The following is a 14,211-nucleotide window of genomic DNA, read 5'->3' on the forward strand; positions in this document are numbered from 1 at the left end:
ATGATTCTGCTCCGTCGCCTGCTTGGTGACGTGCTGCGTCGGCAGCGCCAGCGCCAGGGCCGTACTCTGCGCGAAGTCTCCTCCTCCGCCCGAGTCTCACTCGGCTATCTTTCCGAGGTGGAGCGGGGGCAGAAGGAGGCATCCTCCGAACTGCTCTCCGCGATCTGCGACGCGTTGGACGTACGGATGTCCGAGCTCATGCGGGAAGTGAGCGACGAGCTCGCCCTCGCCGAACTGGCCCAGTCGGCAACAGTTACCGAGCCTGTACGCACGCCGGTACGCCCCATGCTCAATTCCGTATCGGTGACCGGTGTGCCGCCGGAACGGGTGACCATCAAGGCGCCTGCGGAGGCGGTCGACGTCGTCGCCGCCTGAGGCGTGAGGTGCGGCCCTCGCGGGCCGTTCCGTGAAAAGTGTGGGAGAGCCCCGGCCGGGGCCCCTCCGGAGAGATCCGGAGGAGTGCGGTCGGGGCTCTCGCATGTGCGGGTGGGGTGCCCGCGCGTGCGTGCGCCGCTGGGCCCGGTGGGGTGGGCGTCACGGGCGAGTGGGCGGGGAGGAGAGAGTGCCGCTCCGGTGCGAGACGGGCCGGGAGCCCGGGTGCGGTGGCTCGGCGGTCGCGGGACGGCGGTCGGGGCGTCGTGGTGGGGGTGCGGGGGCGGGTCACGGCGGGTCGCGGGGCCCCGGGTCCGGGGTTGCGGGTGGGGCGGGCGCGTGGCATCCGCCGCGGCCGCGGCGGGCGTGTACGCGGTGTGCACGAGCGTTTGCCGGTCCGGCCCGGTGCGGCCATGGTGGAGGAGGCGGGGCGAAGGCCGGGGGGCGTTGTCAACGCGGTGCCAACCGGAGGAACCCGATGTACGTCGTGAAGAGCCCGTTGTCCGATGCCGATCTGAAGACCGTCTCCGAGGCGCTTCAGGGCGCGCTGGTCGACCTCGTGGACCTGTCGCTCGTGGCGAAGCAGATCCACTGGAACGTCGTCGGGCCACGCTTCCGGTCCGTCCACCTCCAGCTCGACGAGGTCGTCGACACCGCGCGGCTGCACTCCGACACCGTGGCCGAACGCGCCTCCACGCTCGGCGTTCCGCCGGACGGCCGATCCGCGACCGTCGCCGGCACCAGCGGCATCGGACCCGTACCCGACGGATGGGTCAAGGACACCGACGCGGTGGGTGCCCTGGTGGACGCGCTCGGCGCGGTGATCGGGCGCATGCGGGAGCGCGTCCAGGCGACGGGCGACCCGGACCCGGTGAGCCAGGACATCTTCATCGGCATCACCGCGGACCTGGAGAAGCACCACTGGATGTTCCAGGCGGAGAACGGGTGATCGCCGGGCCCGGGCGGAGAACGGGTGACCGAGCCGGCCGGGCGGAGAACGGTGAGCGCGTGCTCCGGGCGGGGACGGGTGACCGCGCTGCGCACCGCCGGACCGTCCCACGGTTCGGGTGCGAGGTGGTGAAACGGGAGGGGTCGGCGCGCCGGGCGCGCCCCGTGCGTGCCGGTGCGCCCTGTTGCGGGTCGGACACGGCGATCTAGCGTCGGGCCGGAGGCGGTGCCATGGCAGGGCGATGGGGGCGAACAGGGCGGTGGACGCTGGCTGTGGGGCTCGGAACGCTGTGGTGGTGGGCGGTGCTACGCCTCGCCTTCGCCCCCGGCTCCGGAGTGCTGGAGGGTGCCGTCGCGGCGGGCGGCTGGGGACTGAGCCTGCTTCCGGTGCACTGCGTGTCGAAGGCCCGGGCCGCGGGGGCGACCGGGTCGGACCAGTGGATGCGACGGTTCAGGGAGGCCTGGCGGCGCAGGAGGGGGCCGCGTCTGGGGCCCACGTCCGGGGCATGAGGGGTTCGCTCGAGGTGCCCGGCGTGACCTGCGAGGTGAGGTGAGGGTCGTGACCTGCGAGGTGCGGTGAGGGGCGACGGGGTGTGCGGTGCCGCGCGGGCGGCTTCGCGCGGGCGTGGTTCCGGTTCGCGGGCCCGTCCTTCGGGGGGCGTCGGTCCCGCACGAGGGGCGTCGGTCCCGTCGCGTCGGCGTGCTTCGCGCGGGCGTGGTTCCGGTCGGGCGGGCGTGCTTCGCACGGGGCGTGGTTCCGGTGAGCGGGTCTCCGCCGGGCGCGGCGGAGGCGGCCGTCACCAGGGCATCGCCACACCCCCGTTCGGGCGAAGGATCTGACCCGTGGTGAACGACGAAGCGTCGCAGGCCAGGTACAGCACGGCGTGCGCGATGTCCTCCGGCTCACCCACTCGGCCCAGCGGTGACATCCGGGACATGAAGGCCTCGGTCTGCGCCTGTGCCGCGCTGTCGCCCCGGTCGGTCATCGGCGTACGGATCCAGCCGGGTGCGACCGCGTTGACCCGGATGCCGTGCGGGCCCATCTCCGTCGCCAGCGTCCTCGTCAACTGGACGACCGCCGCCTTCGCCGCCCCGTAGCAGAGCAGTCCCGGCCCGCCGGTGTCGACGGCGCCCGAGGCCATCGTCACGATGCTGCCGCGCGTGCCGGACGCGATCATCGAGCGTGCCGCGGCCTGGCAGGCGTGCAGCACTCCCTTGAAGTTGACGCCGAGTACGCGGTCGAGGTCCTCGTCGCGCGTCTCCAGGACCGTGCTGCGGTGCATGATGCCGGCGACGGCCGCCATCACGTCCAGGCGCTCGCAGCTCGCGACCGCCTCGCCCAGCCGGAGGCTGTCGGTGACGTCCACGGTGTGCGTACGGGCCGTACCGCCCTGGTCCTTGACCAGGGCCGCCGTTCCGTCGAGACCGTCTGCGTCGAGGTCGGCGCAGTGGACCGCTGCCCCCGCCCGCGCGAGCAGTACGGCACAGGCGCGGCCGATCCCGCTCGCGGCGCCGGTGACGAATGCGGTGCGTCCGGACAGGTCGTACGCCTCGACAGCCATGAGGGGACGGTACGAGGGTTTCTGACGGATCGTCAATTGGCGTGCGTCGCCCGGGAGCCGGATGCACGCGGCCTGATGGCGGCCGTTCTCAACGGTGGCTGCCCGGAGCGGGGGCCGGGCCCGACTGGCAGACCGGGCACCAGTACGTGGGCCGCTCGCGTGAGCCGTCGCCCTGGTTCGCCGCGCGGATCGAGGTGCCGCAGCGCAGACAGGGGCGCGGGGCCCGTCCGTACACGAACATGCTCGGGTCGCGGCGGCCCGTGGTGTTGCGGGCCGGCCGTTCTCGGTTGGCCTCGAGGAGCTTCTTCGCGAGGACGGGCAGTTGGGCGGCGTGCTCGGCGGGCAGCGCCCCGACGGGGAGCCAGGGGGTCGCGCGGAGCAGGAAGCACAGCTCGTTCTTGTAGATGTTGCCGATACCGGCGAGGTTGCGCTGGTCGAGCAGGGCCTCGCCGAGAGGGCGTTCCGGTTCGCGCCGCAGGTTCGCCAGAGCGGTGGCGGGGTCCCAGTCGGGGCCGAGGAGGTCCGGTCCCAGATGGCCCACGGCCCGGTCCTCGTCCTCGGTGCGGAGCAGTTCGAGAACGGGGAGCCGGTAGCCGACGGCCGTCCGCTCCGCCGTGCCCAGGATCACCCGGATCTGGTGGCTCGGGCCGCCCCTCCAGCGCTCACCGGGCGCGTACACCTTCCAGGACCCGTCCATCCGCAGGTGGGAGTGGAGTGTCAGGCCGCCCTCCACATGGGTGAGCAGGTGCTTCCCACGCGGGGTCACGTCCAGGACCGCACGCCCGGTGAGGTCGGCCGTGGCGTACCGGGGCACCCGGAGGTCGGACCGGGTGAGCACCTGACCGGCGAGGGCCGTGTGCAGGCGTCGGGCTGCCTGCCAGACGGTGTCTCCTTCGGGCATGGGATCCAGGGTGGCACGGAGGCGGTCGGGGTGTCGTGCTGCGGGGGACTGGGACTGGGACTGGGACGGGGACTGGGACTGGGACGGGGACGGGGACGGGAATGGGGGTCGGCGCCGGTGGCCCGGTCAGCAGGGTGGGTCGAGTAGCGGGAGTGCGGGGCCGGAGGGCCGGCCTGGAGGTGGGGGCGAGGGGCGGAGGACAGGGGACGGGGGATATGCCTCGGTGGGTCGGTGGTCGAGTGGCGGGAGTGGCGGGAGTGTGGGGCCCGGTGGTCCGGGTGGACCGTGGGGGCGCGGGTGGGCCGAAGGGAGCCGGGGCGGTGGCGCGGCGTCACGCGCGCAGGCGCAGGCCTCTGGGGGTCGCGTGGAAGCCGGTCGTCTCCAGGAGTGTGCCGAAGGGGGAGGTCAGGGCCGGGACCCCGTTGACCCGCTCGACCGTCACCGTGCCGAGGGTGCCCGCGCGCGCCGCTCCGGACAGCGCCTCGGCGGCGGCGTGCAGCCGGGGGTCGTGCAGGGGCGACTCGTCGGGGGCGGAGGGCCAGGCCAGCAGAGTCTTGCCGCCGCGCTCCATGTACAGGGTCAGCTCGCCGTCCACCAGCACGACCAGTGAACCGGCCTTGCGGCCCGGCTTGTGGCCCGCACCCGTCGGGGGTTCGGGCCAGGGCAGGGCCGCCCCGTACGCGTTCGCCGGGTCCGCGGCGGCCAGGACCGTGGCGCGGTCGGCGCGGTCGGCGCGCCCACGCGGAGCGGGACCGCCCGGGAAGGACTGCGGAGCCGCGCGGCGGTCGCCGGCGAACGGGGCAGCGTGGTCGCGTGCGCCGACCGCGCCGGGTCCGGTCGGGGAGGGCTGCCCGGGACCGCCGCGCAGGGAGTAGGGATCACTGTCCTGCGGCAGGGCGTCCAGGTCGGGCGGCCACGAGTCGTCCCCGAAGGCGTACGGATGCTCCGCGGGGCCCTCCCGCTGTTCCGTCGTGTGCGCGCCCGGCCGGTCGGGGCGGCCGGCACCGGGCGCCGCGGCCCAGGGCACCGTCAGGGGTTCTCCCCGCTCGCGGGCGTTCGCCGCCGCGCGCAGCCGGTCCACCGCGCCGTCCATCGCGAACTGCGCGGCACCGAGCCCCTCCACGACGTAGCCGCGCCGGGCCTGGCCGCTCTCCTCGAAGGCGGCCAGGATGCGGTAGACGGCGGAGAAGCCGCCCTCGACGCCCTCCGCCGCGACGGCGCCCCGGGTGACCACGCCGTGCCGGTCGAGCAGGGTCCGGGCCAGGGCGTGGGCGCGGACCGTGGCGTCGGGCTCGCGGTCGGGGAGCAGCGACCAGCGGCCGGCGACGGTCGGCGGACCGGTCCGTGAGGCGGGGCGGGCGGCGGCGGTGAGGCCTCCGTACCGGCCGCGGGGCACCGTGCGCTTCGCCCGATGCGCGGTCGAGCCCGCCGTACGGCCGGAACCCAGGAGTGAGCGCATCGGACCGAGCGTGTCGTTCGTCAGGCGGCCCGACCAGGCCAGGTCCCAGACGGCGTCGGCGAGTTGCGGATCCGTGGCGTCGGGATGCGTGGTGGCGCGCACCTGGTCGGCGATCTGGCGGAAGAACAGTCCGTACCCCCCGGACAGGGTGTCCAGGACCGACCGGTGGAGCTCGGTCGTCTCCAGGGGGTGCGGCGGGGGCAGGAGGAGGGGCGCGGCGTCCGCGAGGTACAGGGACACCCAGCCGTCCTTGCCCGGCAGCGCGCCGGCTCCGGCCCAGACCACCTCCCCGGCGGCGGTCAGTTCGTCGAGCATCGCGGGAGCGAAGTTCGCGACACGGGACGGCAGGACCAGCTTCTCCAGCGCGGACGCGGGGACCGACGCCCCCTGCAACTGCTCGACGGCGCGCACGAGTCCGTCGACGCCACGCAGGCCGTGGCCGCCCCCCAGGTGCTGCCACTGCGGCAGGAACTGGGCGAGGGCGGCGGGCGGCACCGGCTCCAACTCGTGGCGCAGGGCGGCGAGCGACCGGCGCCGCAGCCTGCGCAGTACCGTCGCGTCGCACCACTCCTGGCCGATGCCCGCCGGATGGAACTCGCCCTGCACGACCCGGCCGCCCGCCGCGAGCCGCTGGAGGGCTCCCTCGGTGACCGCGGCACCCAGGCCGAAGCGTGCCGCGGCGGCGGCCGACGTGAACGGGCCGTGCGTGCGCGCGTATCGCGCGAGGAGATCGCCCAGCGGGTCCTTGACCGGTTCCGTGAACGCTTCGGGAACCCCTACCGGCAGGGCGGTGCCGAGGGCGTCGCGCAGCCGGCCCGCGTCCTCGATCGCGGCCCAGTGCTCGGCCCCCGCGACACGGACCCGGATGGCACGCCGGGCCGAGGCCAGCTCGCGGGCCCACTCCGGGTCCGCCCCGCGCTCGGCCAGTTCGGCCTCTGTGAGCGGCCCGAGCATCCGCAGCAGGTCGGCGACGCTCTCCGGGTCCTTGGCCCTGCGGTCCTCCGTCAGCCACTGGAGCTCGGTCTCCAGCTCCGTCAGCACATCGGCGTCCAGCAGCTCGCGGAGCTCCGCCTGGCCGAGCAGCTCGGCCAGCAGACGCGAGTCCAGCGACAGGGCGGCGGCGCGCCGCTCGGCGAGCGGAGAGTCGCCCTCGTACAGGAACTGCGCGACGTAGCCGAACAGCAGGGACCGGGCGAACGGCGACGGCTCGGGGGTCGTGACCTCGACGAGCCGCACCTTGCGGGACTCCAGGTCGCCCATCAACTCGGTGAGCCCGGGCACGTCGAAGACGTCCTGGAGGCATTCGCGGACCGCTTCCAGGACGATCGGGAACGAACCGAACTCGCTTGCCACCTGCAGCAGTTGGGCCGCACGCTGGCGCTGCTGCCACAGGGGTGTGCGCTTGCCGGGGCTGCGGCGCGGCAGGAGCAGGGCGCGGGCCGCGCACTCACGGAAACGGGACGCGAACAGGGCGGAGCCGCCGACCTGGTCCGTGACGATCTGGTTGACCTCGCCCTTGTCGAACGCGACGTCCGCCGCGCCCACCGGGGCCTTCTCGGCGTCGTACTCCGTACCGCGCTTCGCGGGTTCCTGGTCGAGCAGGTCCATGCTCATCAGGTCCGCGTCCGGCAGCCGCAGCACGATGCCGTCGTCGGCGTGCATGACCTGTGCGTCCATGCCGTAGCGCTCGGAGAGGCGGGCGCCGAGCGCGAGCGCCCAGGGGGCGTGGACCTGCGCTCCGAACGGCGAGTGCACGACCACGCGCCAGTCGCCCAGCTCGTCCCGGAAGCGCTCGACGACGATGGTGCGGTCGTCGGGGATGTGCCCGCAGGCCTCCCGCTGCTCGGCCAGGTAGGACAGGACGTTCTCGGCGGCCCAGGCGTCCAGGCCCGCGGCGAGCAGCCGGAGCCGCGCGTCGTCCTTGGGCAGCGAACCGACCTCCCGCAGGAACGCGCCCACAGCGCGGCCCAGTTCGAGCGGCCGGCCGAGCTGGTCGCCCTTCCAGAACGGCAGCCTGCCCGGTACCCCGGGAGCGGGCGAGACCAGGACGCGGTCGCGCGTGATGTCCTCGATGCGCCACGAGCTGGTGCCCAGGGTGAAGACGTCGCCGACACGCGACTCGTAGACCATCTCCTCGTCGAGCTCGCCGACCCGGCCGCCGCCCTTCTTCGGGTCGGAGCCCGCGAGGAACACGCCGAACAGGCCGCGGTCCGGGATCGTGCCGCCGGAGGTGACCGCGAGCCGCTGGGCGCCGGGGCGGCCCGTGACGGTGCCGGCGACGCGGTCCCACACCACGCGCGGGCGCAGCTCCGCGAAGGCGTCGGAGGGGTAGCGGCCCGCGAGCATGTCGAGCACCGCAGTGAACGCGGACTCCGGGAGCGAGGCGAAGGGCGCCGCCCGGCGGACCACGGTGAGCAGGTCGTCGACCTGCCAGGTGTCGAGCGCGGTCATGGCGACGAGCTGCTGGGCCAGCACGTCCAGCGGGTTGGCCGGGATGCGCAGCGACTCGATGGAGCCGGTGCGCATCCGCTCGGTGACGACGGCGGCCTGCACGAGGTCACCGCGGTACTTGGGGAAGACCACGCCCGTGGACACCGCGCCGACCTGGTGCCCCGCGCGGCCCACGCGCTGGAGTCCGGAGGCCACGGAGGGCGGGGACTCGACCTGGACGACGAGGTCCACCGCGCCCATGTCGATGCCGAGTTCGAGGCTGGAGGTGGCGACCACCGCGGGCAGCCTGCCCGCCTTGAGGTCCTCCTCGACGAGGGCGCGCTGCTCCTTGGAGACCGAGCCGTGGTGGGCGCGGGCGATGACCGGCGGGGCGCCCTGGGCGGCGCCCGAGCCGCCCATCAGCTCCGCGGGCGAGTGGTGCTCACCCAGGGGCTCGCCCGTCGCGCGCTCGTACGCGATCTCGTTGAGCCGGTTGCACAGGCGCTCGGCGAGCCGGCGGGAGTTCGCGAAGACGATCGTCGAGCGGTGGGACTGGACGAGGTCGGCGATCCGCTCCTCGACGTGCGGCCAGATCGACGGGCGCTCCGCCGCGGTGTCGGAGTCCGCGACGGGTGAGCCGCCCAGCTCGCCCAGGTCCTCCACCGGCACGACCACCGAGAGGTCGAACTCCTTGCCCGACGGCGGCTGGACGATCTCCACCCGGCGTTGGGGGGAGAGGTAGCGGGCGACCTCGTCGACCGGGCGGACCGTGGCGGACAGGCCGATCCGGCGGGCCGGCCTGGGCAGCAGGCTGTCCAGCCGCTCCAGGGTGAGGGCCAGATGGGCGCCGCGCTTGGTGCCGGCGACCGCGTGGACCTCGTCGAGGATCACCGTGTCGACCCCCGTCAGTGCCTCGCGTGTGGCCGACGTGAGCATCAGGAAGAGGGACTCGGGGGTGGTGATCAGGATGTCCGGCGGCCGGGTGGCCAGGGCCCGTCGCTCGGCCGGCGGGGTGTCCCCGGAGCGGATGCCGACCTTCACCTCGGGCTCCGGCAGACCCAGACGGACCGCTTCCTGCCGGATGCCGGTCAGCGGGCTGCGCAGATTTCGCTCCACGTCGACCGCGAGGGCCTTCAGCGGGGACACGTACAGAACCCGGCAGCGCTTCTTCGGGTCGGCCGGCGGAGGGGTCGAGGCCAGCTGGTCCAGGGCCGCGAGGAACGCCGCCAGGGTCTTGCCGGAGCCCGTCGGCGCGACCACCAGCACGTCCGAGCCCTCACCGATCGCCTGCCAGGCCCCGGCCTGGGCCGACGTGGGCGCGGAGAAGGCCCCCGTGAACCAGGCACGGGTCGCGGGCGAGAAGCCGCTCAGGGCTCGGTGTACGGAGCTGACCATGCGTCCATCCTGCACCCGGACACTGACAATGGGGCTGACCTGCGGCGATGTGGTGATGCAGTGGCGTGGTGGGGCCGACCCGGGGCCGGTGGGCCCCCGTGCCCGGTGGCACGGCGGTCCGGCGCGGCTCCCCGCCGGACCGCGAAGCGCCCTTCCGCCGCGATGGCGGAGAATGAGGGCATGGCGGGCACGGGACAGGAGCGGGCGCGGCACTGGCAGTACGCGGAGCTGCCCGGTGTCGACCTGCTGCGTGCGCGCTATGTCCGCAAGACCTTCGTCCGCCACACGCACGAGAACTTCGTCATCGCCGCGATCTCCGACGGCGTCGAGGTCTTCCACCACGGCGGAGCGGACCAGTACGCGGGACCCGGGTCCCTGGCGCTGGTCAACCCCGACACCCCGCACACGGGACGGGCCGGGGTCCCCGAGGGCTGGCGGTACGGGGCGGTCTACCCGTCGCCCGAACTGGTGGCCGAGATCGCCGCGGAGAGCACCGGCATCCGCGGCGCCCCCGGGTTCACCGACCCGGTCCTCGACGACCCGTACGCCGTGAATCTGGTCCATCAGGTGCTGCGCGCCGCGGACGAGGGGAACGCGCTGGCCGCCGACACGCTGTTGCGGGTCGCCGTGACCCGGTTGCTCAGGCTGAACGGCGGCGTCCTGCCCCGGCGGGCACCCAGGACCGCCGGTGCCCGCCTCGCGGCACGCGCGCGTGCCGTGCTGGAGGAGCGCATGGCCGAGCCGCCCACTCTGGAGCGGCTGGCCGCGGAACTGGGCACCAGCCCCTTCGCGCTCCTGCGGGCCTTCAGGGACGCCTACGGAATGCCTCCCCACACCTGGCTCACGGACGCACGGGTCCGGCAGGCGCGCAGGCTCCTCGACGCGGGCAGCGCACCCGCCGAGGCCGCCCTCGCCGTGGGCTTCACCGACCAGCCCCACCTCAACCGGCACTTCACCCGGATCGTGGGCGTGCCCCCGGGGGCGTACCAGCGGGAGCGCAAGAACGTACAAGACCCGGGTGGGGACCTTCGCCTAACGTCCGGGGCGTGGCAGAACAGACAGCTCCCCCAGACTCCCGCGGCCAGGCCGACGGAAAGCCCGACTCCGCCGTCGTACGAGACGCCCTCGGAGTCGGGGTGGCCGTCGGACTGTCCGGCTTCGCCTTCGGGGTGACCTCGGCGGGCAGCGGGCTCACCGTGCTCCAGACCTGCGCCCTCAGCCTCCTGGTGTTCACCGGCGCCTCGCAGTTCGCCCTCGTGGGGGCACTGGCGGGCGGGGGCAACCCGTTCACGGCGGCAGCGGGAGCGTTCTTCCTGGGGGTGCGCAACGCGTTCTACGGGCTGCGGCTGTCGCAGTTGCTGGCCCTCCCGCGCGCGGTGCGGCCGTTCGCCGCCCAGTGGGTCATCGACGAGACCACCGCTGTGGCACTGGCCCAGCCGACGCGCCGCAGCGTGCGGATCGGCTTCACGGTCACGGGCCTGACGCTGTACGTGCTGTGGAACCTCACCACACTGCTCGGCGCGCTCGGCGCCGAGGCCATCGGCGACACCGACGCGTGGGGCCTGGACGCGGCCGGCCCCGCCGTCTTCCTGGCGCTGCTCGCGCCGATGCTCAGGAGCACCACGGAGAGGGCCGTCGCCGGGATCGCCGTCGTCCTCGGGCTCGGCCTGCTTCCCGTGCTGCCCGCGGGGGTCCCCGTCCTGGTGGCCGCACTCGCCGCCCCGGCCGTCCTGTGGGCGGAAGGCCGCCGCAGGGGGCGTACGGACGCGGGGGCCCAGGACGACATGCCGGAGGAGGACCGATGAACATCTGGATCGCGATCGGGTTGACGGCCGTCGGCTGCTACGCCGTGAAGCTCGTCGGGCTGCTCATTCCCGCGGGCGCCCTGGAACGGCCGCTCGTGCAGCGGCTCGCCGCCCTGCTGCCCGTCGCCCTGCTTGCGGCGCTCACGGCCCAGCAGGCTTTCGCCGACGGACGTGAGCTGGTCCTGGACGCGAGGGCGGCCGGACTCGCCGCGGCCGCCGTGGCGCTGCTGCTCCGCGCCCCGTTCCTGGTCGTCGTGGCGGCGGCCGTGCTGGTCACCGCGGGGGTACGGGCGCTGACGGGCTGAGCGCGGGACCGGCGCGCGCACGCGTGCCGGTCCTCCCGGCATCGGCCGGCCCGGCGGGAAGGGTGCGCCCCGCGCGTGGTCGGTCCCGCCGTACGGAATGCACGCGCTTTTCCGCGCCGGACACGGTTCGCCGTCCGGAAGGTGCGGTCCGACCGGCAATTCGCACGCCTGCACGGCAGCCCTGCACGACAGCCCTGCACGACAGAAGGGCGGGCGGTGCGCCCGAGGAGCCGCCCGTACGTCCGAGAGGCCGTCGTCGGCGCACAGCGCGTACGCGCGGGGGTGTGCCGCCCGTGACTCCGCCGGTCAGTCGACGGACAGCCCGTACGCGCGCAGGGTGCGCAGCGCCTCGATCGTCACGACGGGACGCGCTTCGAGCGCGGCGCTGGGCGCCCACTGCCGCCACAGGACGGGCCAGCCGCCGTCCTCCTGCTGCAGGCCCACCAGGAACTCCAGGGAGCGCGTCATCTCCGCGTCGGTGAACCACGCGCGCGCGAGCGAGTCCGGCGTCTTGGCGTAGTCGTGCGGGAAGTGGTGCTCCCGCGGCGCGTAGCCCGGTGCCACGGGGTACGCCTCGAGGTGGTCGGGGTCCAGCGCCGCGAGGCGCTGCTCGCGCACCAGGCGGCCGAGCCGGTCGGCGGCGGCCTCCGCGCGCGGGCGGTCCGGCGCGGAGTCCAGGAAGGCCACCGCGGCCTGAATCTCGTAGGGGTGGGACTTCTCCAGGGACTCCACCGCCTGCCAGCAGAAGTCCGTGGCTCTGAACAGCCATGCGTGCCACACCCCGTTGCGGTGCAGCAGCCCCACCACCGGACCGGTGGCCAGCAGTTCGCTCGGCGGGTCGTCGACGATCGGCACGAAGGGCGCCGCCGGGTAGCCGCGCTGGCTGGGATGGACCGCCGGAAGCGCGCCGTCCGGTGTCGACACGGAGGTCAGGTAGCGGCACACGCGCTCGACCCGCTGTCCTCCGCACCGGCCGATCGAGGCCAGGACCCGCAGCGCGTGCGCGGTGTGCAGGGGCTGGCTGACCGGGCCGCGCAGGTCGGGTTCCAGCGCGTGGCCGTAGCCGTCGTCCTCGTTGCGGTAGGCGGACAGCGCGGTCTCCACCGCGTCCGCGCCGCCGCCCAGGAAGTGGTACGCGAAACGCCGCTGTTCGAGCACGCGCGCGGTGAGCCAGACGAACTGCTCGGCGCGGGCCAGAGGACTGGGCGCCTCGGGCGTCGGGGGGAGTGGGGATGCTCCTGATTCGGCCATGGGTCAGACCGTAGGACGGAAAGCGTTCTCGTCGAGGGGTCCCGGCGAGGGCCCACTCTCAGGGGCGGGATACTGGGGTCATGCGGTTGACGGTCTTCTGGGAGCGGATGGCGGAGCACTTCGGCGCGGGGTACGCCGAGACCTTCGCGCGCGACCACGTGATGTCGGAACTCGGCGGGCGGACGGTGCGGCAGGCGCTGGACGCGGGCTGGGAGGCGAAGGACGTGTGGCGGGCGGTGTGCTCCGCGGTGAACGTTCAGGACGAAAACCGCTGACCGGACAGGCGGATCCGTCGGTGGGGGCCGATTGTCGGTGTCGTGGGCGAGACTTGCTCCGTGGCATCGACAGATGAGAGCACGCAGGTCGGACAGCACGCGTCCCCGTTCGGCCCGATACCCCCGGGGACCCGACCCGGAGGCACCGACGAGGGGGGTTCACGCATGCCCCCGTGGCTGCCGCGCGCCATGGTGCTCGCCCTCGCGCTCATCGCCTGCTTCCAGCTCGGCAGTTGGGCCTTCCACCAGCTGACCGGACTGCTGATCAATGTCCTGATCGCGTTCTTCCTGGCGCTCGCCATCGAGCCCGCGGTGAGCTGGATGGCCTCGTACGGCCTGCGCAGAGGGCTGGCGACGGCGCTCGTGTTCCTCCTCGTGATGATCGTGGGCGCGGGTTTCGTGACGCTCCTCGGCTCGATGCTCGCGGGTCAGATCATCGACATCGTCGAGGACTTCCCGAAGTACGTCGACTCGGTCATCAGCTGGATCAACACGACCTTCCACACGGAGCTCAGCCGGGTGGACATCCAGGACAGCCTGCTGCGCTCGGACTGGCTCCGGAAGTACGTGCAGAACAGCGCGACCGGGGTCCTGGACGTGTCCGCGCAGGTGCTGGGCGGGCTCTTCCAGCTCCTGACGATCACGCTGTTCGCGTTCTACTTCGCCGCCGACGGCCCCAGACTGCGGCGCGCCCTGTGCTCCGTCCTGCCGCCCGCGCGGCAGGCCGAGGTGCTGCGCGCGTGGGAGATCGCCGTCAACAAGACAGGTGGCTACCTGTACTCGCGCGGACTGATGGCACTGATCTCGGGCGTCGCGCACTACGTGCTGCTGGAAGCCCTGGGGGTGCCCTACGCGCCCGTGCTGGCCGTCTGGGTCGGCCTGGTCTCCCAGTTCATCCCCACCATCGGCACGTACCTCGCGGGCGCACTGCCGATGCTGATCGCCTTCACGGTGAACCCCTGGTACGCGCTGTGGGTGCTGATCTTCGTCGTGATCTACCAGCAGTTCGAGAACTACGTGCTGCAGCCCAAGCTGACCTCCAAGACCGTGGACATCCACCCCGCGGTCGCCTTCGGGTCGGTCGTCGCGGGCACCGCCCTGCTCGGTGCCGTGGGCGCGCTGATCGCCATCCCCGCCATCGCGACGCTCCAGGCGTTCCTCGGGGCCTACGTGAAGCGCTACGACGTCACGGACGACCCCCGGGTTCACGGGCGCCGCGAGCGCAGTCCGAGCAGTCTCCTCGCGCGGATACGAGGCGTGCTGCGGGGTTCCCGGGACTCCGCCGCGGTGGAGGACGAGGAAACCCGCGACTCCTCGTGACGCACGCGTTCCGCCGGGTGTAGGACCCTGGAAGGGCCGGCCGTCGCCGAGGGCGGCCGCTCCACGGCGCCGGAGGGCGCCTTTCGGCGCGCACGGCACCGGCCGTACGACCACGGAAGCGCCCCGCAGGGGGCGGGCCGGGGCCGGCCGCGACACGCACTCCTCCGAGAGCGTGGTGCGCTTGACAC

At 73.8% G+C, this 14,211-nt stretch carries 12 protein-coding genes; 8 read left to right on the forward strand and 4 right to left on the reverse strand.

The annotated features are described in order from the left end of the window. From IE265_RS20875 to IE265_RS38510, 3 genes are all read left to right on the forward strand, one after another. Positions 1–375: a helix-turn-helix domain-containing protein gene (locus tag IE265_RS20875; RefSeq protein ID WP_190037167.1), complete on the forward strand. Its 375-nt coding sequence runs from the start codon at positions 1–3 to the stop codon at positions 373–375. 475 nt (positions 376–850) lie between these two features. Then, the gene (locus tag IE265_RS20880; RefSeq protein ID WP_190037168.1) at positions 851–1,321 is read left to right on the forward strand and encodes a Dps family protein; all 471 of its coding nucleotides are present in this window, start codon (positions 851–853) and stop codon (positions 1,319–1,321) included. Between the two features lie 230 nt (positions 1,322–1,551). After that, entirely contained in the window at positions 1,552–1,830 is a 279-nt protein-coding gene (locus IE265_RS38510) for a hypothetical protein (RefSeq protein WP_229916356.1), read from the forward strand. A 287-nt stretch (positions 1,831–2,117) separates the two neighbouring features. On the opposite strand, the gene IE265_RS20885 is transcribed toward IE265_RS38510, so the two are convergent. From IE265_RS20885 to IE265_RS20895, 3 genes are all read right to left on the reverse strand, one after another. Further along, a complete protein-coding gene (locus tag IE265_RS20885) occupies positions 2,118–2,882 on the reverse strand; it encodes an SDR family NAD(P)-dependent oxidoreductase (protein ID WP_190037169.1) in 765 nt (254 codons plus the stop codon). 88 nt (positions 2,883–2,970) lie between these two features. Beyond that, on the reverse strand, positions 2,971–3,783 hold the full coding sequence (locus IE265_RS20890) for an Fpg/Nei family DNA glycosylase (RefSeq protein ID WP_190037170.1): 813 nt from the start codon (positions 3,781–3,783) through the stop codon (positions 2,971–2,973). 331 nt (positions 3,784–4,114) lie between these two features. After that, entirely contained in the window at positions 4,115–9,067 is a 4,953-nt protein-coding gene (locus IE265_RS20895; RefSeq protein WP_190037171.1) for an ATP-dependent helicase, read from the reverse strand. A gap of 180 nt (positions 9,068–9,247) precedes the next feature. Here IE265_RS20895 and IE265_RS20900 point away from each other — a divergent pair, with 180 nt between their 5' ends. Genes IE265_RS20900 through IE265_RS20910 form a run of 3 tightly spaced genes read left to right on the forward strand, consistent with a single transcriptional unit; the run spans position 9,248 to position 11,177 of the window. Then, positions 9,248–10,240 (forward strand): AraC family transcriptional regulator, encoded by a 993-nt coding sequence (locus IE265_RS20900; RefSeq protein ID WP_229916358.1) that lies wholly within the window; start codon positions 9,248–9,250, stop codon positions 10,238–10,240. Further along, positions 10,204–10,872 (forward strand): AzlC family ABC transporter permease, encoded by a 669-nt coding sequence (locus IE265_RS20905; RefSeq protein ID WP_229916360.1) that lies wholly within the window; start codon positions 10,204–10,206, stop codon positions 10,870–10,872. Before IE265_RS20900 ends, IE265_RS20905 begins: the two co-directional genes overlap by 37 nt. Then, a complete protein-coding gene (locus IE265_RS20910; RefSeq protein ID WP_190037173.1) occupies positions 10,869–11,177 on the forward strand; it encodes an AzlD domain-containing protein in 309 nt (102 codons plus the stop codon). The genes IE265_RS20905 and IE265_RS20910 overlap by 4 nt, the downstream gene beginning before the upstream one ends. A 306-nt stretch (positions 11,178–11,483) precedes the next feature. On the opposite strand, the gene IE265_RS20915 is transcribed toward IE265_RS20910, so the two are convergent. Continuing rightward, positions 11,484–12,428 carry a hypothetical protein gene (locus tag IE265_RS20915; protein ID WP_190037174.1) on the reverse strand — a complete coding sequence of 315 codons (945 nt, stop codon included), beginning with the start codon at positions 12,426–12,428 and terminating at the stop codon, positions 11,484–11,486. 80 nt (positions 12,429–12,508) lie between these two features. On the opposite strand from IE265_RS20915, the gene IE265_RS20920 reads away from it, so the two are divergent. Both IE265_RS20920 and IE265_RS20925 read left to right on the forward strand, forming a co-directional pair. Beyond that, positions 12,509–12,703, forward strand: coding sequence for a DUF3046 domain-containing protein (locus IE265_RS20920; RefSeq protein ID WP_190037175.1), 195 nt, complete (start codon positions 12,509–12,511; stop codon positions 12,701–12,703). A 60-nt stretch (positions 12,704–12,763) separates the two neighbouring features. Continuing rightward, the gene (locus IE265_RS20925; RefSeq protein ID WP_190037176.1) at positions 12,764–14,023 is read left to right on the forward strand and encodes an AI-2E family transporter; all 1,260 of its coding nucleotides are present in this window, start codon (positions 12,764–12,766) and stop codon (positions 14,021–14,023) included. Positions 14,024–14,211 lie beyond the last annotated feature (188 nt).

The organism is Streptomyces fructofermentans, assembly GCF_014651055.1.
Lineage (GTDB): Bacteria > Actinomycetota > Actinomycetes > Streptomycetales > Streptomycetaceae > Streptomyces > Streptomyces fructofermentans.